The organism is Jiella endophytica (assembly GCF_004519335.1).
GTDB lineage: Bacteria > Pseudomonadota > Alphaproteobacteria > Rhizobiales > Rhizobiaceae > Jiella > Jiella endophytica.
This window is the reverse complement of record NZ_SOZD01000001.1, coordinates 559459-578985: the sequence shown is the minus strand read 5'-3', so window position 1 is coordinate 578985 and position 19527 is coordinate 559459. Positions and strand designations below refer to the sequence as shown.

Sequence of the window (19527 nt, the reverse complement as noted above, 5' to 3'; positions counted from 1 at the left end):
CGGCTCGGTATCGCCAGCGAAGATATTCCGCCTTCCGATCATGCACGGTGCGAACACACTCCTCCCGGCCCCATTTGCCGACGGTCTCGCACCGCCTGATCAATGGTTTGAAACTGACTGAGCGCGAAATGGCAGCTTTTCGATCCCGATATCAAAAAAGCCGCGAATATCTGGTCATCCAGGCCGGCGGCCATCACTTCATCGAGACGCCGGTCGGCGACTACTACATCGCCTACGCCCTGCCGGAGGATTGAGGGGGGCGGCACTCTTCGAGCGGTCGGCCGCGACCGCGCCGGTTTTCAGGGTGCAATACAGCCGGCGCCGCGCAGGAGTTGTATTTCGACTGCGTTAGTATAGGTTGACTGAATGCTCCACGCATTCAATCAGAAGAACGTCCGTCGCGTGCTTATGCACGTGAGAAGCGATCACAAGATTGGCAAGGACGAGGACGGGGTGACCTCCATGGTCTTCACCCCGCTCGCCTTCATGAGCGCGAAAGCGGCCGCAGCGGTCGCGCTCGAAATCTCGGGTCCCACTCTCGCCGATGCCTTTCAGGGCCGGACTCCCTGTGCCCACCACATCCAGCTATGGCCTGAAGGTTTGAGGGACAGATCGTGGGCCGAAACTGACCGCCAGACGCGATGCGAGCCAGACTTTTTGTTACGCTTCGACTTCGAGGCGGGCCCCCAGGTTGTGCTGGTCGGTGAGGTGAAATGGGACTGGAATGTCAGCAGCGATCACATTCAGACTGAAATCGATCGACAGCGTCGCGCAGTAGCGGCGCACTATCCCGACGCTACCGCCATGGTGATGGTTGCGATTACCAAATACCGCTTGCGTGCCACCTTGGCGAACGTCGTCGAGCGGACATGGGTGCAGCTTCATGGTGCGGCAAATGCGCTTCGAACGCGCGATCCTCAGGCAGCCGAGGGACGCTGGGGTGCGCTGGTGGGCGAATTTCTGACACGCGCCGAGCAGATCGATTTTCAGGGCTTTACGCTGACAAATGAGGTCTCAACCCCGAACGAGCCAGTCTTCTGGAGGGAGACGACATGACGAGCGACCCGATCTTCAATGCTTTTGCGACTGCCGAAATTGTGTGGGCGGAGATCGATCGATTGGTGGCTGCGCTTCCAAGTGGGTTTTCGCCGGACCTCACCCTTGGCGCTTCGACTGAAGAAAACTTGGGAGATGACTGGGCATATTCGCGGACAGGATATCACTTCAAAATTCACAAACTGGTTGGGCGGCAGCGTCTGCCAAGCCAACTTCTGTTCGTTTTCGACTTGGCACGACCTGAGATTCCGTCATCATGGGCTCATGCCCGGCGCGCCTTTCTCACTTGCGCCTACGCACCGAAGTTTGACACGGGCTGGGAAGTTGATGAGGTCGCCATCGGCATGGACGGCCGCCCGATTTCCGAGGAGAGCCGCGGTTGCACGCGTCATGCTGACGGCCGGCTGCTCGAATGGGAGAATGCCGACAAACCTTGGCTGAATCGCACTTGGTTCTTCACTGTACCCCTGATGGCAATCGACGGTCATGACGCACTTCGAAAAGAGGTCGTCGATCCGATCAAAAACCTTCTTCTTCATAACCAGTCACCAGACGATGTTTTGAGCGGCGGATCGGCAATTCGATATCAAGTATGACTACGCGCTGGTTGGACAGCACGTGCGCCACGTGCGCTATAACTGGAACAGCAGCTACTGCCGCAAGCCACGCTCCAAACAGGCAAGGCGCGCGCTCCTCGCGCACGGCCCTGCCCTCATTCCGCGATGGCTTTTAGGCCCTACTCGCCCATCGCCTTGTCGATAAAAGTCTTGTCGACGAACTTCGAAAAATCCGGCTGCGAGCCGAGATTGCCCAGCGCAATCTGCACGCCGAGGCTGGTCTCCATCGCCTCCTTGGTGATGTCGACGCTGGGCGCATAGACGCCGTCGTCGATCATCCGCTTTACCGCCGCCTCGACCACCTTCGGATCGAGGTTCGGAAACTCCTTCTGGGCGACCTTCACCGCCTCGGCCGGGTCCTTCTGGATGGTCTCCAGCGCCTTCTGCAGCCCGGCGACGAACTTCGTCGCCTTGTCCTCGTCGACGTCGCTGCGCGCCATGATGGTCGAGAAGGCGTAGGGGCCGTATTCCTTCGGGAAAGACAGGATCACCTTCTTGCCCTCGGCCACCGCCTGGTCGACGCCCGGCTCGTACATCACCGCCAGCGGCGCCTGGCCGCCGATGAAGGGGGCCGGCTCGGCGCCGATCTGCACCTGGATGGTCTTGACGCTGTCCTTGTCGACGCCCTTCTCCGACAGGAGCTTCAGGAACAGCGAGGTCGAGGTGGTCGGCATCATGCCGGCGACGACGGTCTGGCCCGAGAAGCTTTCCGGGCCCTTGTAGTCGAAATCCTCGTCGGCGAGGATCCACACGGCCGCGCCGTTGACGACATTGGCGATGGTCTTCACCGGCGCGCCCTTCTCGAAGGCGATGGCGGTCCATTCCGGGCCGTGCAGCGAGAAGTCGGCGCTGCCGGAGATCACCGAGTTCAGCGCCGTCGGGCCGGAGCCGGCGCTCTCCTTGGTGACGTTCAGCCCGGCATCGTCGAACATGCCGTCGTCGATGGCGACATAGAGCGGCAGATAGAGCAGCGACTGGAAGGCCTGGGAGATGGTGACGTCGGTCTTCTCCTGGGCAAGCGCGGGAGCGGTCAGCGAAACGAGCGCCGTCGTTGCGAGAATGGCGAGGAGTTTCTTCATGGTCCTGTTTCCTGCTGGTTTGGGAGGGGTTGGTCGGGAGACGGGCACGCTCAGGCGGCGACCTGGCGGGTGCTGAGATCCTGCTTCCAGGGCAGCACCCGGCGCTCGATGAAATTGACGATGTGATAGAGGGCGAAGCCGAGGATCATCAGCGAGAACAGCCCGACCCAGACCGTGTTGAGGTCGTAGAGGTTGGAGGCGGTGAAGACGAGGTGGCCGAGGCCGTGCTGGGAGGAGATGAACTCGCCGACCACCGCGCCGACCAGCGCGAAGCCGATATTGATCCGGAAGGTGGCGATCACCGCCGGCAGCGACGACGGCACCACCGCCTTGAAGAAGATCCGGTGCTTGTCGGCGCCCATCGAGCGCAGCAGCCGCTGCAGATCCTTGTCGGCGTCGCGGGCCGCCTGATAGGCGGTGATCAGCGCGACGATCGCCGTCATCGCGATGGCAAGGGCGATCTTCGAGGAATAGCCGGTGCCGAACCACAGGATGATCAGCGGCGCCAGCGCGATCTTCGGCACCGAGTTCATGGCGATGACGAAGGGCTCGACCAGCTTGGCGACGCCGACGGAATACCACAGCGACAGGCCGATGGCGGTGCCGGCGATGGTGCCGAGGACGAAGCCGGTGATCGCCTCGAGGGCGGTGTAGCCGGTGTCGACGAAGAGTTGGCCGTTCATGATCATCCGGCCGAAATTGGCGAAGATCCCCGAGGGCTGGCCGAACAGGAAGCCGGAAATGCCGCCGAAGCGCACGCCGAGCTCCCAGGCGACGAAGAAGGCGACGACGACCACGAGCTGCAAAAGGCCGCGGGTCAGCCCGCCGCCGAGCCCGTCGCCGGACAGCTGGAAATAGGCGCGCGGCTTCGGGCCGGCCTTGGCCACGCCGCGCTCGTTCGATGCGGTGACGCTCATGCGGACCTCACTGGGTTTGCCTCACTGGGTCTGGATGTCGAGCTCGTTGCAGAGCAGGTGAAAGTAGCGGGAGAAGTTCGGGTCGGAGCGCGACTCGATCGGCGAATGGCTGGCGAGATCGATGTCGTGGATCGCCTTCACCTTGGAGGGCCGGCCGGAGAGCACCACCACCCGCTTCGACAAGGCGACCGCCTCGTCGACGTCGTGGGTGATCAGGATCACCGTCTTGCCGGCAGTCTCCACCGCGTCGACCAGCACCCCTTCGAGATGCAGCCGCGTCTGGTAGTCGAGGGCCGAGAACGGCTCGTCGAGAAGCAGGATGTCCGGATCCATCACCAGCGTGCGGATCAGCGCGACGCGCTGGCGCTGGCCGCCGGACAGAGTGCTCGGATAGGCGTTCTCGAAGCCCTTCAGGCCGAAGGTCTCGAGATAGTCCAGCGCCTTTTCGCGGGCTTCCCTGCGGTCGACATTGCGCATTTCCAGGCCGAGCAGGCAGTTCTGCAGCACCGTGCGCCAGGGAAACAGAAGGTCCTTCTGCATCATGTAGCCGATGCGGCCGCGCAGCCCGTCCACCGGCTCGCCGCGATAGCGCATCGTCCCGGCATCGGCGTCGAGCAGCCCGGCGATCATGTTGAAGATCGTCGTCTTGCCGCAGCCCGACGGGCCGATGATCGAGACGAAGTCCTGCTCGTGGATGTCGAAGGTCAGATCGCGCACCACCGGAACGCTGCCGGTCTTGGTGGCGAAGGTCTTGGCCAGCCCGGTGATCTGGAGTTGCCTGGCTTTGTCGCTCATGCACGTGCCCCATGCTGTTGCGAACACAACGAGGCAAGCACCGTGCCAAAGCCGGCCCGCGCGCCGGCTGCGGGGTCCGCATCGCCTGTCTCGCAGCGGGTTTGGCCTGAGGTGGCGGATACCGGCGCCCTCGCTGGCCGGGTCCGCCGGCGTGTCGGTGGCCCGCCAGACGCGACGGCTTTTGTCGCAACGCACAAAATGCATGCAATCGGCAGGCCGGCTTACAATCAGGCCGTGGCATGCCAGATCACGGCCTGCCCCGGTTGCAAAGCGGTGGACGGTCCCGCCGCCACCTTCCCAGCCCACGCCATGGTCACTATATGTTCCGCCATGGCTTCCCGACCCCGCAAAGCGCCCCGCCATCCGTCATCGAGCGACGACGCCGTCTTCGATCCTTCCGCCCCGGCACGCCGCGGGCCGCTGACGGATTTTTCCGATGCGTCCGAGCGCGCCGCAGGCGGATTTGCGGAAGCGCCGCAGGCCGGTTTCGATACGGGCGAAGGCCTGTCCGGCCCGATTTCCGGCTGGGCCGATGAGATCGCCCGCAGCACCGAGACCAAAGCCGAGCGATCGGCCGATGCCGGCGACGCGCCTGAGACGGCTGCCGGGAAAACGCCGACGTCGGCTGACGACGCAGACGCCGACCCGAGCGAAGCGAGGCGAGGCCGACCGGCCGTCGGGCGGTCAGCCCGCCCAAGTGGAGCGAAGGCGCGTAGCGCCGACAGCGTGAACGCGAACAAAAAGCCGATGAAATCGGCGCGCGGCACTTCCATGGGCGGCACCACCGACCCGAAGCAGCGCGCCGCCGCCGGGCTCAACCCGGTCGCCGGCATGGATGTCAGCCTGGAGGACGCCAAGAGCCTGCCCGAGGGCGGCGTCACCGCCACGGTCGAGGCGCTGACCAAGCTGATCTCCGAGGGCAACCCGCTGATCAAGAACGGCGAGGTCTGGCTGCCGCACCGTCCGGCCCGGCCGGAAAAATCCGAGGGCGGCGTCAAATTCCGCATCGCCTCGGACTATACGCCGATGGGCGACCAGCCGACCGCCATCGCCGACCTCGTCTCCGGCATCGCCGACCACGACAAGACCCAGGTGCTGCTCGGCGTCACCGGTTCGGGCAAGACCTTCACCGTCGCCAATGTCATCGAGCGCACCCAGCGCCCGGCGCTGATCCTCGCCCCCAACAAGACGCTGGCCGCCCAGCTCTATGGCGAGTTCAAGTCCTTCTTCCCGGACAACGCGGTGGAGTATTTCGTCTCCTATTACGACTACTACCAGCCCGAGGCCTATGTCCCGCGCTCGGACACCTATATCGAGAAGGAATCCTCGATCAACGAGCAGATCGACCGGATGCGCCATGCCGCAACCCGGGCGCTGCTCGAGCGCGACGACGTCATCATCGTCGCCTCGGTCTCCTGCATCTACGGTATCGGCTCGGTCGAGACCTATACGGCGATGACCTTCCAGATGGCGATCGGCGACCGGCTCGACCAGCGCCAGCTCCTCGCCGACCTCGTCGCCCAGCAGTACAAGCGCCGCGACATGGATTTTCAGCGCGGCTCGTTCCGGGTCCGCGGCGACACCATCGAGATCTTCCCCGCCCACCTCGAGGACCGCGCCTGGCGTATCTCCCTCTTCGGCGACGAGATCGAGGCGATCCAGGAGTTCGACCCCCTCACCGGCCAGAAGACCGACGATCTGAAGTCGGTGAAGATCTACGCCAATTCCCACTACGTCACCCCCCGCCCGACACTGAACCAGGCGGTGAAATCGATCAGGGAAGAACTGAAGCACCGCCTCGCCGAGCTGGAAAAGGCCGGCCGCCTGCTCGAGGCCCAGCGGCTGGAACAGCGCACGCGTTTCGACATCGAGATGATCGAGGCGACCGGATCCTGCGCCGGCATCGAGAACTATTCGCGCTATCTCACCGGCCGCGCCCCCGGCCACCCGCCGCCGACCCTCTTCGAATATCTCCCCGACAACGCGCTGGTCTTCATCGACGAGAGCCACGTCACCGTGCCGCAGATCGGCGCCATGTATCGCGGCGACTTCCGCCGCAAGGCGACGCTCGCCGAATACGGTTTCCGCCTGCCCTCCTGCATGGACAACCGCCCCCTCCGCTTCGAGGAGTGGGACGCCATGCGCCCGCAGACGGTGGCCGTCTCCGCCACCCCCTCCTCCTGGGAGCTCGAGGAATCCGGCGGCGTCTTCGCCGAACAGGTGATCCGCCCCACCGGCCTCACCGACCCGCCCGTCGAGGTCCGCCCCGCCCGCTCCCAGGTCGACGACCTCCTCGGCGAAATCCGCGAGACCGTCGACAAGGGCTACCGCGTCCTCTGCACCGTGCTGACCAAGCGCATGGCCGAGGACCTCACCGAATATCTGCACGAGCAGGGCATTCGGGTCCGCTACATGCATTCGGACATCGACACGCTGGAGCGCATCGAGATCATCCGCGATCTCCGCCTCGGCGCCTTCGACGTGCTGGTCGGCATCAACCTCCTCCGGGAAGGCCTCGACATCCCCGAATGCGGCCTCGTGGCGATCCTCGACGCCGACAAGGAAGGTTTCCTGCGCTCGGAGACCTCCCTCGTCCAGACCATCGGCCGCGCCGCGCGAAACGTCGACGGCAAAGTGATCCTCTATGCCGACCAGGTCACCGGCTCGATGGAGCGGGCGATGGCCGAGACCACCCGCCGCCGCGAGAAGCAGGAGGCCTGGAACGCCGAGCACGGCATCACGCCGGCGAGCGTCAAGGCGAAGATCGCCGACATCCTCGACAGCTACTACGAAAAGGACCACGTCCGCGTCGATGTCGGCCCGACGGCCAAGGAAGGCGAGCTGGTCGGTAACAATCTGCGCGCCCATATCGAGCATCTCGAAAAGCAGATGCGCGAATCCGCCGCCGACCTCGACTTCGAACGCGCCGCGCGCCTGCGCGACGAGATCAAGAAACTCAACGCCAAGGAGCTCGAATTCGGCGGCGACGTCTCGCTGGATGGCGGCGCGGACGCTGGCGCCCCAACCTCCCCCTTGAGGGAGTCCGCAGGACGGGGCGAGACAGGCGGCTCGCGCCAGGGTGGGGGTTCCTCGCGCCAACCAAGCCACACGAGGGGTGGGGGTCGCGACGGTAGCTCGTCCCGCACAGGCTCCGGAAAGGTCTCCCCCCCACCCGCGCCTTCGGCGCGACCTCCCCACCAGCGGGATATCGGCGACCCCCTCGCCGACGCCGTCGCCATGGAAGAGTCCGTCATGGGCCCCTCCACCGGCCGCACCAAGCACGGCCGCAAGGCCAAGCGCGACCGCGCCCCGCAAGGCGACGAGCGCTTCGGCCCCCGCGGCGAGGTGCTCAAGGCCCCCGGCTCCGGCACGGTTTCCGCCCCCGCCTCGCTGTTCCGTAAGCCGAGCCTCGACGACATGGGCCCCGGCACCGACACGGCGGTGCCGGCGGGCCGCGCCGCCCCCACCCGTCATTCCGGGGCGCCCGACGATCGTCATTCTCGGGCCCTGTCCCGAGAAGCCAGGGACGCCGGGCGCGGCGCCTCACCCTCCCCCGACGTGGGGAGGGTCGACGCGGAGCGTCGGGGTGGGGGGAGCTACTTCCGCAAGAACACCCTCGATGAGATGACCGTCGGCCGCACCGAAAAGCCCACCGGCAAGACGCCGCCGAAAAAGCCGACGCCGTCGAATGCCGGCGCCCCGGTTTCCCCTCGCCCTTCGAGGCTCGCTCCGCTCGCACCTCAGGATGAGGGGAAACCTGCCGAGCACACGACTACTCAATCCCCTCACCCTGAAGGAAAGCCTGCCGGCCGCCCCACCTCTCAGTCCCCTCATCCTGAGGTGCCCGGAATGGGCCTCGAAGGACGAGGGGCCGCGCCCGACTCCCCCGCCCGCCCTCATGGTGAGCTTGTCGAACCACGCCGCGAACGCATCGGCCGCGGCTCCTACGAGGACCCCGGCGACCAGAAGCGCAAACGCCGGCCCAGCAAGACCGGGCGGCCGGGGCGGTGAGGCGGCTTCCGGGACCCAGATTTTGCAGCTAGCTTTAGGGCCGGAATTGCGGAGATGAAGCGATGACGCGACTGGAAAAGCTCGAAGCCGAGATCGCCGCCCTCTCCGGCGACGACCTCGTTCGCCTGCGTGCCTGGTTCGACGCCTATGATTCTGACCGCTTTGACGCCGCCATCGAAGCGGACGCGACGGCCGGCGCCCTCGACGCGCTGGCCGACGCCGCTCTCGCGGACTTCGACACCGGTCGGACGCGGCGTCTGTGATCCACCATGCGGCGCCGTCGTTTTGGAAGGCCTACGATGCCCTGCCCGCCCCGGTCCGCGCCCAGGCCGATCGCAACTTCGCCCTTCTCAAGGCCGATCCCGACCATCCGTCGCTGCGTTTCAAGCCAGTCGGACGGTTCTGGTCGGCCCGCATCGGCATACGATACCGAGCGCTCGCCGTCAGACGCGGCGAGGACTGCGTCTGGTTCTGGATCGGCAGCCACGCGGCCTACGACCACCTTTTGGGACGCAGTTGAGACGGGACGAGCGCACGACTGTGGACCACCCACGAACCCAATGAGAACGCCACCCCCAAAGCCGCGGATCTCCCCACCCCGTGGGGGAGATGTCCGGCAGGACAGAGGGGGGCGCGCAGGGCTCAGCGTCACAGGGGAAAGACGACTCCCCCGCTCGTCCTCATGGTGAGCTTCCTGAGCTCTCGTCAAAGGGCGAACCACGACGCGAACGCACCGGCCGCAGCTCCTACGAAGACCCCGGCGACCAGAAGCGCAAACGCCGGCCGACGAAGACCGGGCGGCCAGGGCGGTGAGGCCGCAAAACTGGGCGCCCCTCTCTCCCCCTTGTGGGAGAGAGTGAGGAACGGTCCGCAAAGCGGACGAAAAGCATGTCTTTTCGAGTGACGAACGCCCCAAGCGAAGCGGAGGGCCATTCCAAGGAGTTGGGCCGAGCGAAGCAAGGTCCAAACCTTGAGAATGGCAAGAGAGGGGTTTCCCCGCCAAAACCCCCGCAACCGTCGACGGAGCTGCCGCCGAAGCAGCAGCGGCCTCCTCCGCGATCGGATCTGTACCGGTGAAACCCCTCTCTTGCGATTTCTATCGCTTGGCTTCGCCAAGACGATGAAATCGCTTTCTCTCCCGCAAGGGGGAGAGAGGGCGCCTCGTTCGGCCGCCACAGATATCTCGGTCCCGGTTTCCTCCTAACCCGCTGATTTCCCTCACCCTCCTCAAAAACCTTATCCCCGCCCCTCATCACACCCCCATACTCCCCCCCATCGCCGGTCCACCCGACACCAGTCGACGGGAACCGGGCACGGGCGCTCACCGGGAGCGTTCGCGGGCCGGCGATGCGGTCTCCGCGCCGTCCTGCCTTCCGGAGGCGGGGCGTCCCGGACGGCCTCCTGGTGCCGCTGGTCCCTCGCGTAATACGGCGCGGGCGCGGATCGGTCCGCTTGAGGTCGCCGTGCTGAAAAGGCACTGGCGGGTGAAGAGCCAGCCGCCACCGGACCCCGTCGATCAGGCGGGCGACGGTCCATGGAGGCAGAAAAGAGCCGCGCGGTGCGCCGGAGGCGAGCCGGAAACGTGTGACTACCACGGAGGGCTTGCCTCCGGTGCACCGCCGCCCGAGTGCCATCGGCACGATGGGCGGCAACAGGGGCCCACCAGCGACGAGCTCTGCGAGGAGCTTAAGGGTGGGACAGACAGGGACCCGCCAGCGAGGCCGAAGGCCGAAGCTTAAGGGTGGGACAGAGAATCGGACCCGCCAGCAAGGCCGAAGGCCAAAGCTTAAGGGCGGGACAGAGAACACCCCCGGCCGTAACGCGGCGCGGGAACGCGAAACCGTGTGCCCGACACCGGCAGGAAAGAGCGCAACCCTCGCCGCTTCGTCATTCTCGGGCCCCGTCCCGAGAATCCAGGGGCGGCTGCTCCAACGCCCACCGACGGCGTGCCGTAGCCGGGAAGGCCGGGTCCCGAACAGCAGGGCCAGAAACCCGATCGAAAGAGGAGCGCCGATGCGACAGGAACCGGACATCGACCCGCCCGTCACCCCAAAAGAGCGGGCAGACAGCATGGCGATCGCCAGGACGCACATCTCCGCCTGCCGGCTGGCGCTGCTCGAGGCCGGGCTCCTGCGCGAAACGCCGAGGCGACGGCGCGGGCGCAGAAAGCCGGAGGCGGCGCCAGGCCCCGATGCGAGCGATCGGCAGACGGCCATGGCGGGGGTCATCGCCCTCGCATCCATCGCCCAGGGGCTGGTGCGGGCCTGCCGGCGCCCGGACTGCCGGCGCGCCTTCACCTGCCGCTTTACGACCCGCCGCGGTGACGAGGCGGTGCATTATCCGCCCTGCCTGCGGCAGTGGCCGCAGGAGGCGGTGGAGGCGCTGCGCCTCGGGGCGCTGCGGATGCGCGACCCGCAGCATTTTCGCGATCCGGCGGCACTGGCCGAGGAGGCGGCGGCGTTCCGCCGGCGCGAGGCGATCGCTGCGATGCGGAACAAGCCCCCCGGCGGGCGGCCTGAGACTGCAGCAAACACGATGGATGGCGGGGAGCGAATCAGTGGTCGGCCGGCAGCCGTGCGACGGTACGAGGAAACCGCCATTGCGCGGCGCCGGCCGACCCCCCACGGGACCCAGGAGATGCGGCGGACCTGAGCATTCCATGGGGTAACTGGAGGGCGTGCGACAATTCGCCGGGCCCTGCAATTCCTTGAGGGAACACTTGCCCAGAACCGACTCAATTGCAACTTCGCCGCAGCGCCGAAGGGCAAACTTTTAGCAAGAAGGTTAAGAGCGTGCCAACCGTGTCCGTAGCAGCTTCCGGCTTATCCACACCGGCGATAGGGGCTCAGGCGGCCTCGGCGGTGCCGATGCGGTTGCGGCCGGCGCGCTTGGCCTCATAGAGCGCCGCGTCGGCCCGTTTCAGGACGTCGTCGCGGCGCGTGCCGGAGGGGGCGACGGCGATGCCGGCACTGACGGTCACCGCCAGCGCCTCCCCGGCGACCGCGAAGGTCTTGGCCGAGACGGCGAGGCGGATGCGCTCGCCGACGGCGCTCGCCGTCTCGGCGTCGGCGCCGGGCATCAGGACGGCGAATTCCTCGCCGCCGAAGCGGCAGGCGAGATCGCTCGCCCGGATCTCGGCCTTCAGGCGGCGGCCGAATTCGCGCAGCACCGCGTCGCCGGCATCGTGGCCGAAGCCGTCATTGATCCGCTTGAAATGGTCGATGTCGAACAGCGCCAGGGCAAAGCCGTCGGTCCCCGCGGCGGCGCGGCCGAGATGCAAATCGAGAAAGCGCCGGTTGTGGAGGCCGGTCAGCGGGTCGGTGACGGCGAGCTCGATGGTCTGCTGCAGCGACTGGCGCAGGCCCTCGTCATAGCGTTTGCGGCGCAGCTGGGTCCTGAGCCGGGCGGCGAGCTCGTTGCGGTCGATCGGCCTTGCGACATAGTCGTTGGCGCCGAGTTCGAGGGCGCGGGCGGCCTTCGCCTCGTCGCCGGCCGCCGCGAGTGCGAGGATCGGGGCGAGCCGCGTCGCCTCGCCGGAGCGCAGCTGCGAGATCAGCCGCAGCGGGTCGCTGGCGGTGGCGGCAAGGTCGACGAGGACGACATCGGGCGCGGTCTCGGCTGCAGCCGCAAGGAACGCTGCCGGCTCGGCGGTGACGGTGAGCTCGGTCTCGTGCCGCAGCCGGCGGGCGATCGAGCGGCCCTCTTCGGCGGCCTCGACATAGGCGAGCGTGCGCGAGCCACGGGAGGCGAAGTCGCGGAGCATTTCCATCTCGCCGCCGACCAGCTGCATCGCGGTTTCGGCGCGGGCGAGGAGCTCGTCGGTGACGCGCTTCAGCCGGGTCAGGCTGCGCAGCCGCGACATCAGCGGCAGGTCCTCGACGGGCTTGGTGAGAAAGTCGTCGGCGCCCGCCTCGAGGCCGGTAATGCGGTCGGACGGCTGGTCGAGCGCGGTGATCAGCACGACGGGCACATGCATCAGCTTCGCCGTCGCCTTGATCCTGCGGCAGACCTCGAAGCCGTCGATGCCGGGCATCATCACGTCGAGGAGCACGAGATCGATCGGCTGGGAGGCGAGCACCGCAAGCGCCGCCTCGCCGCTCTCGGCGGGAACGACCTCGTAATATTCCCTCGCCAGCCGCGCCGAGAGGAGACGCAGATTCACCTCGATGTCGTCGACGACGAGGATGCGGCCGGTCACCGGCGGGCCTCAGGCGTCGTCGAGGAAGGAGCGAATCACTTCCATGAAACGGTTCACGGAGATCGGCTTGGAGATATAGGCCTCGCAGCCGCCCTGGCGGATGCGCTCCTCGTCGCCCTTCATCGCGAAGGCGGTGACCGCGACGATCGGGATCTTGAACAGTTCCGGATCGGCCTTCAGCTGGCGCGTGACGTCGAGCCCGGATATCTCCGGCAGCTGGATGTCCATCAGGATCAGGTCCGGCTTGTGGGCGCGGGCGAGATCCATCGCCTCCAGCCCGCTGCGGGTCTGCACGGTCTCGAAGCCGTGCGCGACGAGGAGATCGCGGAACAGCTTCATGTTCAGCTCGTTGTCCTCGACGATCATGACAGTCTTTGCCATCGTCGATACTCCCTGCCTCGACCGGCCCCAAAAATTCGTCTACCCAACCTTATGTAAGCGGATTTCATTAAGAATCGGGAATCGATGCGTTGCCTTTCGTTAACGACCCGCGGATGCGAAAGGCCGCAGGCGTCCAGTTGGACACCGAGGCCGCCGAAGCGCTCGCCATCAGGGCGCTCGCCTTCGTCGCCGCCGATGTCGTGCTCCTGCCCCGCTTCCTCGCCCTCACCGGCCTCGATCCCTCGCAACTGCGCCGGGCCGCTGCCGAGCCCGGCTTTCTGCCGGGCGTCCTCGATTTCCTCCTGGCGCATGGGCCGACGCTCGCGGAATTCTGCGAGGCCGAGGATGTTCCGCCCCAGCGCGTCGAGGCGGCGCGGGAGACGCTGGCCGGCCCCGAGCGGGAATTCGAATGACGTCCTTTCCCATCCGTGAACCATCGTGACCGCCCGGCACAGGACCGCAGGGCCCGAGATTGCCGCGCTTCCGCGACGAAGTAATGCACTTCTCGTTCTGGATGTCGATGAAGTGGTGCTGGAATTCATCGCGCCGTTCTGCCGGCTTCTGGAAGAGCATGGGGCAAGACTCCATCCCGAGAGCTTCCGGCTGACCGGCAATGTCCGATCGATCGCCACCGGCGCCGCGCTGCCCGGCCCACGGCTCGAGGCGATCACCGAACAGCTCTATCAGGAACAGGAGGCGCGCCAGCCGCTGGTTCCGGGCGTGCGCCCTGCCCTCGAACGTCTTTCCGAAATCGCCGACATCGTCTTCCTGACGGCGATGACACCGACCTATTACGATCTGCGTCGGCGCCACCTCGACGACAACGCGCTGACCTATCCGATGATCGCCACCGAGCGGTCGAAGGGCGCTGTCGTCGCAGAGCTCTGCGCTGCCCGGCCGGGGCCGGTCGTCTTCGTCGACGACCTGCCGCCGAACCTTGCCGTCGTCCATCGCAGCGCGCCGGAGGTGAAGATGCTGCATCTGATGGCCAACGACGCGTTTCGCCCGCACCTGCCGCCGCTTCCCGAGGCAGCGCTCGGCGCCAAGGACTGGCCTGACGCAGAGGCGATCATCCGTCGCTGGATCCTTCGCTGATCCAATCTCGCCGCCGGGCGATCAACAAGCCGCGCGCCCCTCGTTTCCGGGCCGCGGCAAGGTTATGATCGGCGCCCGAACCAAGTGCGACGACGATGGCGATTGTGAACATCACGAGTTTCTGCCGCGACTGTTTTGCGACCGAGCAGACAGGCGGTCGGCGCTGCCGTCACTGCGGCAGCCCCCGCCTCGTCAGCCATCCCGAAGCCTCGACGCTTTCGATCGCCCATCTCGACTGCGACGCCTTTTACGCCAGCATCGAGAAGCGCGACCGGCCCGAACTTGCCGACAGGCCGGTGATCATCGGCGGCGGGCGGCGCGGCGTCGTCTCGACCGCCTGCTACATTGCGCGCATCCGCGGCGTCCGCTCGGCCATGCCGATGTTCAAGGCGCTGAAGCTCTGCCCCGATGCGGTCTTGCTGCGGCCGGAGATGGAGAAATATGCCAGCGTCGGTCGGTCGGTGCGGGCGCTGATGGGCGAGATCACCCCGCTGGTCGAGCCCTTGTCGATCGACGAGGCGTTTCTCGACCTGTCCGGCACCGAGGCGCTGCACCGCGAGCCGAGCAGCCTGACGCTGGCCAAACTCGCCAAGCGGATCGAGAACGAACTCGGCATCACCGTCTCGATCGGCCTGTCCCACAACAAGTTTCTCGCCAAGATCGCCAGTGACCTCGACAAGCCGCGCGGCTTTTCCGTCATCGGCCGCAAGGAGACGACGGCATTTCTCGCGCAGCACCCGATCAGCCTCATCTGGGGTGTCGGCAAGGCCATGGAGGAGAAGCTGGCACGGGACGGCCTGTCGCGGATCGCCCAGTTGCAGACCATGGAAGAAAACGAGCTGATGAAGCGCTACGGCGATACCGGGCGGCGGCTCTTCAGGCTGTCGCGCGGCATCGACGAACGCCCGGTCAATCCGCGCGGCGAAGCGAAAAGCATCTCCGCCGAAACGACGTTCAACACCGACATTTCTTCGCTCGATGCCCTGACGCCGATTCTGCGGGATCTTGCAGAGACCGTCGCGGCGCGGCTGAAGAAGACCGATCTTGCCGCAGCGACCATCGTTCTCAAGCTGAAGACCGCAGATTTTTCGATCCGCACCCGCAACCGCAAACTCGCCGACCCGACCCGCCTTGCCGACCGGATCTTCGCCGTCGGCCGGGCACTGCTCGAAAAGGAAGCCGATGGCACGCGCTTCCGCCTGATCGGGATCGGCTGCGCCGATTTTTCCGCGGCGATCAGGGCTGACCCCGCCGATCTCGTCGATCCGGGGGCCGCCAAGCGCGCAAAGGCGGAGGCCGCCCTCGACAGCCTGAGGGGCAAGTTCGGCAAGGAGGCGATCGAGACCGGCATCACCTTCGGGCGGCTCGAAAAGCGTCGCCGCCAGCCGAGCGATGCGGAAATCTCGCGACAGCCGCCGGAGTGACCGGCGATCATCGGCCCTCGGTCGTCGGGTGAGCGCAGTCAGGCGAGACGCGGCACCGACTGCCGAAAATCGGCGGCAGTGAACGGCAGGCAGCGGCCGCTCGCATGGGTTCTCAAGTTTTCCCGACAGATACCTGATATTTCTAAAGAAGCTCGACGTCGAGAACGCCCGGCGCCGCCTTCACCGCGCTGGCCATCTGCGGAGACACGCGGTAGCGCCCCGGCAGCATGATCTCGACCTCGCGCTCGCCGCCATCGCGCACGAGTACGAGCGAAACCTCGCTGTCGCCGTCATTCGAAAGCTGGCCACGGAAGGCCGTCAGAGGCCTGGCGTCACGCATGAAGACACGCAGCGCCTTCTGGGTACGGACCGCCTCGTCTTCCAGCGACTGCACCTGCTGGGCGCGCAGAGAAATGCCTTCCGGTCGCTCCTCGGCCGAGACGGTGACGATCACCGAGGCGCCCGGCTCGAGAACGTCGCGGAAAGCGACGAGCGCTTCCGAAAACAGCACCACCTCATACTGGCCGCTCGGATCGGACAACTGGACGATGCCGATCTTGCCGCCGGTGCGGGTCTTGCGTTCCTGGCGCGAGGTCACCGTGCCGGCGAGACGGCCGGCGCTCGCCCCGCGTTTCACCGCAGTGACGACGTCGGCATGGGACTGCACCCTCAGCCGCCTCAGGACGTCCTTGTACTCGTCGAGCGGATGGGCCGAGAGATAGAAGCCGACCGCCTGAAACTCCTTCATCAGCTTTTCCGAGGCGGTCCAGAGTGGTGCCGGATTGAGCGCCAGCGGCTCCGGCGCGCCGCCCGAGGCCTGGCCGAACATGTCGTGCTGGCCGGAGGCGCGGCCCTCCGAGACGCGCAGAGCATAGGCCGACAGCCGCTCGATATTGGCGTAGAGCTGGGCGCGGTCGTGGCCGAAACAATCGAGGGCGCCGGCGGCGATCAGGAATTCGAGCGTCCGCTTGTTGACGATCTTCGGATCGATCCGGGCGCAGAAATCCTCGAGCGAGGAAAAGCGCCCCTCGCCCCGCCGCTCGACGATGTGCTCGACCGCCTGTTCGCCGACGCCCTTGATCGCCGCGAGGGCATAAAAGATCTTGTTCTCGCCGACCTCGAAGGCCTTGTAGGAGGTCTGCACCGAGGGCGGCACGACCTCGATTCCGAGGCGTCTCGCATCGGAACGGAAGTCGTTCAGCTTGTCGGTATTGCCGGTATCGAGGGTCATCGACGCGGCGAGGAACTCGACCGGGTGATTGGCCTTCAGAAAAGCCGTCTGATAGGCGACCAGCGCGTAGCAGGCGGCGTGGGACTTGTTGAAGCCGTAGTCGGCGAACTTGGCGAGGAGATCGAAGATCGTGTTCGCCTGGGTCTTGGCGATGCCGTTCTTCACCGCTCCGTCGACGAAGCGCACCCGCTGCTTGTCCATCTCGGCGCGGATCTTCTTGCCCATCGCGCGCCGCAGCAGATCCGCCTCGCCGAGCGAATAGCCCGACAGGACCTGGGCGATCTGCATCACCTGCTCCTGATAGATGATGACCCCCTGGGTCTCCTTCAGGATCGGCTCGATCATCGGATGCAGGAAGTCCGGCTCCTCCTCGCCGTGCTTGCGGGCATTGTAGGTCGGGATGTTCTCCATCGGGCCGGGGCGATAGAGGGCGACCAGCGCGATGATGTCTTCCAGACAGTCGGGCCGCATGCCGATCAGCGCCTTGCGCATGCCGACCGATTCCACCTGGAACACGCCGACCGTCTCGCCGCGCGTCAGCATCTCGTAGGTCTTCTTGTCCTCGAGCGGCAGCGCCGACAGGTCGATGTCGATGCCCTTGCGGGCAATCAGATCGACGGCCGTCTTCAGCGTCGTCAGGGTCTTCAGGCCGAGGAAGTCGAACTTCACCAGACCGGCCGGCTCCACCCATTTCATGTTGAACTGGGTGACCGGCATGTCGGAGCGCGGATCGCGATACATCGGCACCAGCTTCGACAGCGGCCGATCGCCGATGACGATGCCGGCGGCGTGGGTCGAGGCGTGGCGGTAGAGGCCCTCGAGCTTCAGCGCGATGGAGATCAGGCGGTCGACGACATCCTCGGCCTTGCGCGCCTCGGCGAGCCGCGGCTCCTCCTCCAGCGCCTGGGCAAGCGTGACCGGATTGGCCGGGTTCTGCGGCACCAGCTTGCAGAGCTTGTCGACGTGGCCGTAGGACATTTCGAGGACGCGGCCGACATCGCGCAGGACGGCGCGGGCCTGCAGCGTTCCAAAGGTGATGATCTGGCCGACCTGCTCGCGGCCGTATTTCTCCTGGACGTAGCGGATGACTTCCTCGCGCCGGTCCTGGCAGAAATCGATGTCGAAATCCGGCATCGAGACGCGCTCGGGATTGAGGAAGCGCTCGAAGAGCAGCGAAAACCGCAACGGATCGAGATCGGTGATGGTCAGCGAATAGGCGACCAGCGAGCCGGCACCGGAGCCGCGGCCGGGCCCGACCGGGATCTCATGGGCCTTCGCCCATTTGATGAAGTCCGACACGATCAGGAAGTAGCCGGGAAATTTCATCCGCTCGATGATGCCGAGCTCGAACTCCAGCCGTTCGCGATAGGCCTCCTCGGTCACGCCGGGCGCGCATCCGAGCTTGGCGAGGCGCTGCTCCAGCCCTTCGAAGGCCTGCCGGCGAAGCTCGGCCACCTCCGCCGCCTCGGCAGCGACGGGCTCTGCATCGGCACCGGCAAAACGCGGCAGGATCGGCGCCCGGGTGCGCGGGCGATAGGAGCAGCGCCGGGCGATCAGCGCGGTGTTCTCCAGCGCCTCGGGCAGATCGGCAAAGAGCGCCGCCATCTCGGCCTGGGTCTTCAGGCAGTGATCGCGGGTGAGCCGGCGCCGGTCCTCCTGGCTGACCAGCCGGTTGCCGGCGACGGCCAGCAAGGCGTCGTGGGCCTCGAAATCGTCCGGGCAGGCGAAATAGGGCTCGTTGGTGGCGACCAGCGGCAGGCCGAGCTCGTAGGCGAGCGTGACGCTCTCCGCCTCGATGCGGCGATCGTGATGCTCCTGGCGTTGCAGCTCGACATAGAGCCGGTCGCCGAACATCGCCGCCAGGCGCTCCAGCCGCTGCCGTGCGACCTGCGGCCGGTCGGCGGCGATGGCCGCACCGAGGGCTCCGAGCGGCCCGCCGCTGAGAGCGATGACACCGGCAGCCCGCGACACGATCCAGTCGAGGGTGACATGCGGGCGCTGATTGTCGGGATGGCCGAGATAGGCGAGCGAGACGATCTCGACGAGATTGGCGTAGCCTTCCTCGTTCGTGGCGATCAGCACCAGCTGACCGACGGGCGACAGACCGCGATCGCCGCGCCCCGGCCGGTTGTCGACCTCGCAGTCGGCAAAATCGACGTCGAGCTGGCAGCCGACGATCGGCTGGATCCCGGCCTTCGAGGCCTTCTCGGAGAATTCCAGCGCGCCGAAAAGATTGTTGGTGTCGGCGATGCCGATCGCCGGCGCGCCGTCACCGGCCGCGAACTTGATGATCTGGTCGAGCTTCAGCGCCCCTTCGAGCAGCGAGAAGGAGCTGTGGACGCGAAGATGGACGAAGGGCAACGCAGCGCCGGTTTGCGTCATGGCGACACCTCGAATGTCTTCCGGCGACAGAATTGCGGCAGACGCCGCCGCTAGTCGCCGGGCTGCCGGCGGACCGGCGCATGAGCCTGCCCGCAGGGGTAAGGCCAGCGAAGCGCGGCGAAAAGGACGAAGGCGGCCCCGTCCCCAGAATTCGACGCGGCGGGCCCCTGCGGAGCGCCTTGGCGCCTCCGGCGATCAGACCGCGTGGACGACGAGGCTGAGGGCGAAGATGAAGCTCGAAATGGCGGCGAGCGACAGGACGTCCTTGGCGAAAGCGATCATGGCAAGCACCTCTGTTTTCCGTGTGTATGCCATTTGTTCTTATTTTGTTCCGATTGGCA

16 protein-coding genes are annotated in these 19527 nt (G+C 66.3%); 10 read left to right on the top strand and 6 right to left on the bottom strand.

Annotated features, from left to right (window positions below; genetic code table 11):
* Positions 1 to 128: 128 nt before the first annotated feature.
* From E3C22_RS24860 to E3C22_RS02690, 3 genes are all read left to right on the top strand, one after another.
* The gene (locus tag E3C22_RS24860) at positions 129 to 254 is read left to right on the top strand and encodes a hypothetical protein (protein WP_280987442.1); all 126 of its coding nucleotides are present in this window, start codon (positions 129 to 131) and stop codon (positions 252 to 254) included.
* Between the two features lie 112 nt (positions 255 to 366).
* Positions 367 to 1056 (top strand): hypothetical protein, encoded by a 690-nt coding sequence (locus E3C22_RS02695; protein ID WP_134759942.1) that lies wholly within the window; start codon positions 367 to 369, stop codon positions 1054 to 1056.
* Complete coding sequence (locus tag E3C22_RS02690; protein ID WP_134759940.1) at positions 1053 to 1652, top strand: hypothetical protein; 600 nt, start codon at positions 1053 to 1055, stop codon at positions 1650 to 1652. The genes E3C22_RS02695 and E3C22_RS02690 overlap by 4 nt, the downstream gene beginning before the upstream one ends.
* Before the next feature lie 140 nt (positions 1653 to 1792).
* Here E3C22_RS02690 and E3C22_RS02685 read toward each other — a convergent pair whose 3' ends face one another.
* From E3C22_RS02685 to E3C22_RS02675, 3 genes are read right to left on the bottom strand one after another with little or no spacing between them, the layout of a single operon-like run.
* The gene (locus E3C22_RS02685; RefSeq protein WP_134759938.1) at positions 1793 to 2752 is read right to left on the bottom strand and encodes an ABC transporter substrate-binding protein; all 960 of its coding nucleotides are present in this window, start codon (positions 2750 to 2752) and stop codon (positions 1793 to 1795) included.
* 50 nt (positions 2753 to 2802) lie between these two features.
* Complete coding sequence (locus tag E3C22_RS02680) at positions 2803 to 3669, bottom strand: ABC transporter permease (protein WP_134759936.1); 867 nt, start codon at positions 3667 to 3669, stop codon at positions 2803 to 2805.
* Between the two features lie 21 nt (positions 3670 to 3690).
* On the bottom strand, positions 3691 to 4464 hold the full coding sequence (locus E3C22_RS02675) for an ABC transporter ATP-binding protein (protein WP_134759934.1): 774 nt from the start codon (positions 4462 to 4464) through the stop codon (positions 3691 to 3693).
* Between the two features lie 747 nt (positions 4465 to 5211).
* Between E3C22_RS02675 and uvrB the strand changes: the two genes are divergently transcribed.
* The 4 genes from uvrB to E3C22_RS02655 all read left to right on the top strand — a co-directional run bounded on the left by uvrB (position 5212) and on the right by E3C22_RS02655 (position 11127).
* Positions 5212 to 8475, top strand: coding sequence for an excinuclease ABC subunit UvrB (uvrB, locus tag E3C22_RS02670; RefSeq protein ID WP_425364949.1), 3264 nt, complete (start codon positions 5212 to 5214; stop codon positions 8473 to 8475).
* A gap of 62 nt (positions 8476 to 8537) precedes the next feature.
* On the top strand, positions 8538 to 8738 hold the full coding sequence (locus E3C22_RS02665; protein ID WP_134759930.1) for a hypothetical protein: 201 nt from the start codon (positions 8538 to 8540) through the stop codon (positions 8736 to 8738).
* On the top strand, positions 8735 to 8995 hold the full coding sequence (locus E3C22_RS02660; protein WP_134759928.1) for a hypothetical protein: 261 nt from the start codon (positions 8735 to 8737) through the stop codon (positions 8993 to 8995). Before E3C22_RS02665 ends, E3C22_RS02660 begins: the two co-directional genes overlap by 4 nt.
* Positions 8996 to 10488: 1493 nt before the next feature.
* Positions 10489 to 11127, top strand: a complete 639-nt coding sequence (locus tag E3C22_RS02655) for a hypothetical protein (protein ID WP_134759926.1) — start codon at positions 10489 to 10491, stop codon at positions 11125 to 11127.
* Between the two features lie 193 nt (positions 11128 to 11320).
* Here the strand turns inward: E3C22_RS02655 and E3C22_RS02650 are convergent, their stop codons facing one another.
* On the bottom strand, positions 11321 to 12673 hold the full coding sequence (locus E3C22_RS02650; protein WP_134759924.1) for a PleD family two-component system response regulator: 1353 nt from the start codon (positions 12671 to 12673) through the stop codon (positions 11321 to 11323).
* A 9-nt stretch (positions 12674 to 12682) separates the two neighbouring features.
* Positions 12683 to 13054 (bottom strand): response regulator, encoded by a 372-nt coding sequence (locus E3C22_RS02645; protein WP_134759922.1) that lies wholly within the window; start codon positions 13052 to 13054, stop codon positions 12683 to 12685.
* 113 nt (positions 13055 to 13167) lie between these two features.
* Between E3C22_RS02645 and E3C22_RS02640 the strand changes: the two genes are divergently transcribed.
* From E3C22_RS02640 to E3C22_RS02630, 3 genes are all read left to right on the top strand, one after another.
* Complete coding sequence (locus E3C22_RS02640; protein ID WP_134759920.1) at positions 13168 to 13467, top strand: DUF3572 domain-containing protein; 300 nt, start codon at positions 13168 to 13170, stop codon at positions 13465 to 13467.
* 112 nt (positions 13468 to 13579) lie between these two features.
* Positions 13580 to 14149 (top strand): hypothetical protein, encoded by a 570-nt coding sequence (locus E3C22_RS02635; protein ID WP_245514727.1) that lies wholly within the window; start codon positions 13580 to 13582, stop codon positions 14147 to 14149.
* Between the two features lie 95 nt (positions 14150 to 14244).
* Positions 14245 to 15573 (top strand): DNA polymerase IV, encoded by a 1329-nt coding sequence (locus tag E3C22_RS02630; RefSeq protein ID WP_134759916.1) that lies wholly within the window; start codon positions 14245 to 14247, stop codon positions 15571 to 15573.
* 142 nt (positions 15574 to 15715) lie between these two features.
* On the opposite strand, the gene dnaE is transcribed toward E3C22_RS02630, so the two are convergent.
* Positions 15716 to 19186 (bottom strand): DNA polymerase III subunit alpha, encoded by a 3471-nt coding sequence (gene dnaE / locus E3C22_RS02625; RefSeq protein ID WP_134759914.1) that lies wholly within the window; start codon positions 19184 to 19186, stop codon positions 15716 to 15718.
* Positions 19187 to 19527 lie beyond the last annotated feature (341 nt).

Coding starts and splice junctions, on each gene's coding strand:
- E3C22_RS24860 (WP_280987442.1), top strand. CDS start 129: ATGGCAGCTTTTCGATCCCGATATCAAAAAAGCCGCGAATATCTGGTC.
- E3C22_RS02695 (WP_134759942.1), top strand. CDS start 367: ATGCTCCACGCATTCAATCAGAAGAACGTCCGTCGCGTGCTTATGCAC.
- E3C22_RS02690 (WP_134759940.1), top strand. CDS start 1,053: ATGACGAGCGACCCGATCTTCAATGCTTTTGCGACTGCCGAAATTGTG.
- E3C22_RS02685 (WP_134759938.1), bottom strand. CDS start 2,752: ATGAAGAAACTCCTCGCCATTCTCGCAACGACGGCGCTCGTTTCGCTG.
- E3C22_RS02680 (WP_134759936.1), bottom strand. CDS start 3,669: ATGAGCGTCACCGCATCGAACGAGCGCGGCGTGGCCAAGGCCGGCCCG.
- E3C22_RS02675 (WP_134759934.1), bottom strand. CDS start 4,464: ATGAGCGACAAAGCCAGGCAACTCCAGATCACCGGGCTGGCCAAGACC.
- uvrB (WP_425364949.1), top strand. CDS start 5,212: ATGAAATCGGCGCGCGGCACTTCCATGGGCGGCACCACCGACCCGAAG.
- E3C22_RS02665 (WP_134759930.1), top strand. CDS start 8,538: ATGACGCGACTGGAAAAGCTCGAAGCCGAGATCGCCGCCCTCTCCGGC.
- E3C22_RS02655 (WP_134759926.1), top strand. CDS start 10,489: ATGCGACAGGAACCGGACATCGACCCGCCCGTCACCCCAAAAGAGCGG.
- E3C22_RS02645 (WP_134759922.1), bottom strand. CDS start 13,054: ATGGCAAAGACTGTCATGATCGTCGAGGACAACGAGCTGAACATGAAG.
- E3C22_RS02640 (WP_134759920.1), top strand. CDS start 13,168: ATGCGAAAGGCCGCAGGCGTCCAGTTGGACACCGAGGCCGCCGAAGCG.
- E3C22_RS02630 (WP_134759916.1), top strand. CDS start 14,245: ATGGCGATTGTGAACATCACGAGTTTCTGCCGCGACTGTTTTGCGACC.
- dnaE (WP_134759914.1), bottom strand. CDS start 19,186: ATGACGCAAACCGGCGCTGCGTTGCCCTTCGTCCATCTTCGCGTCCAC.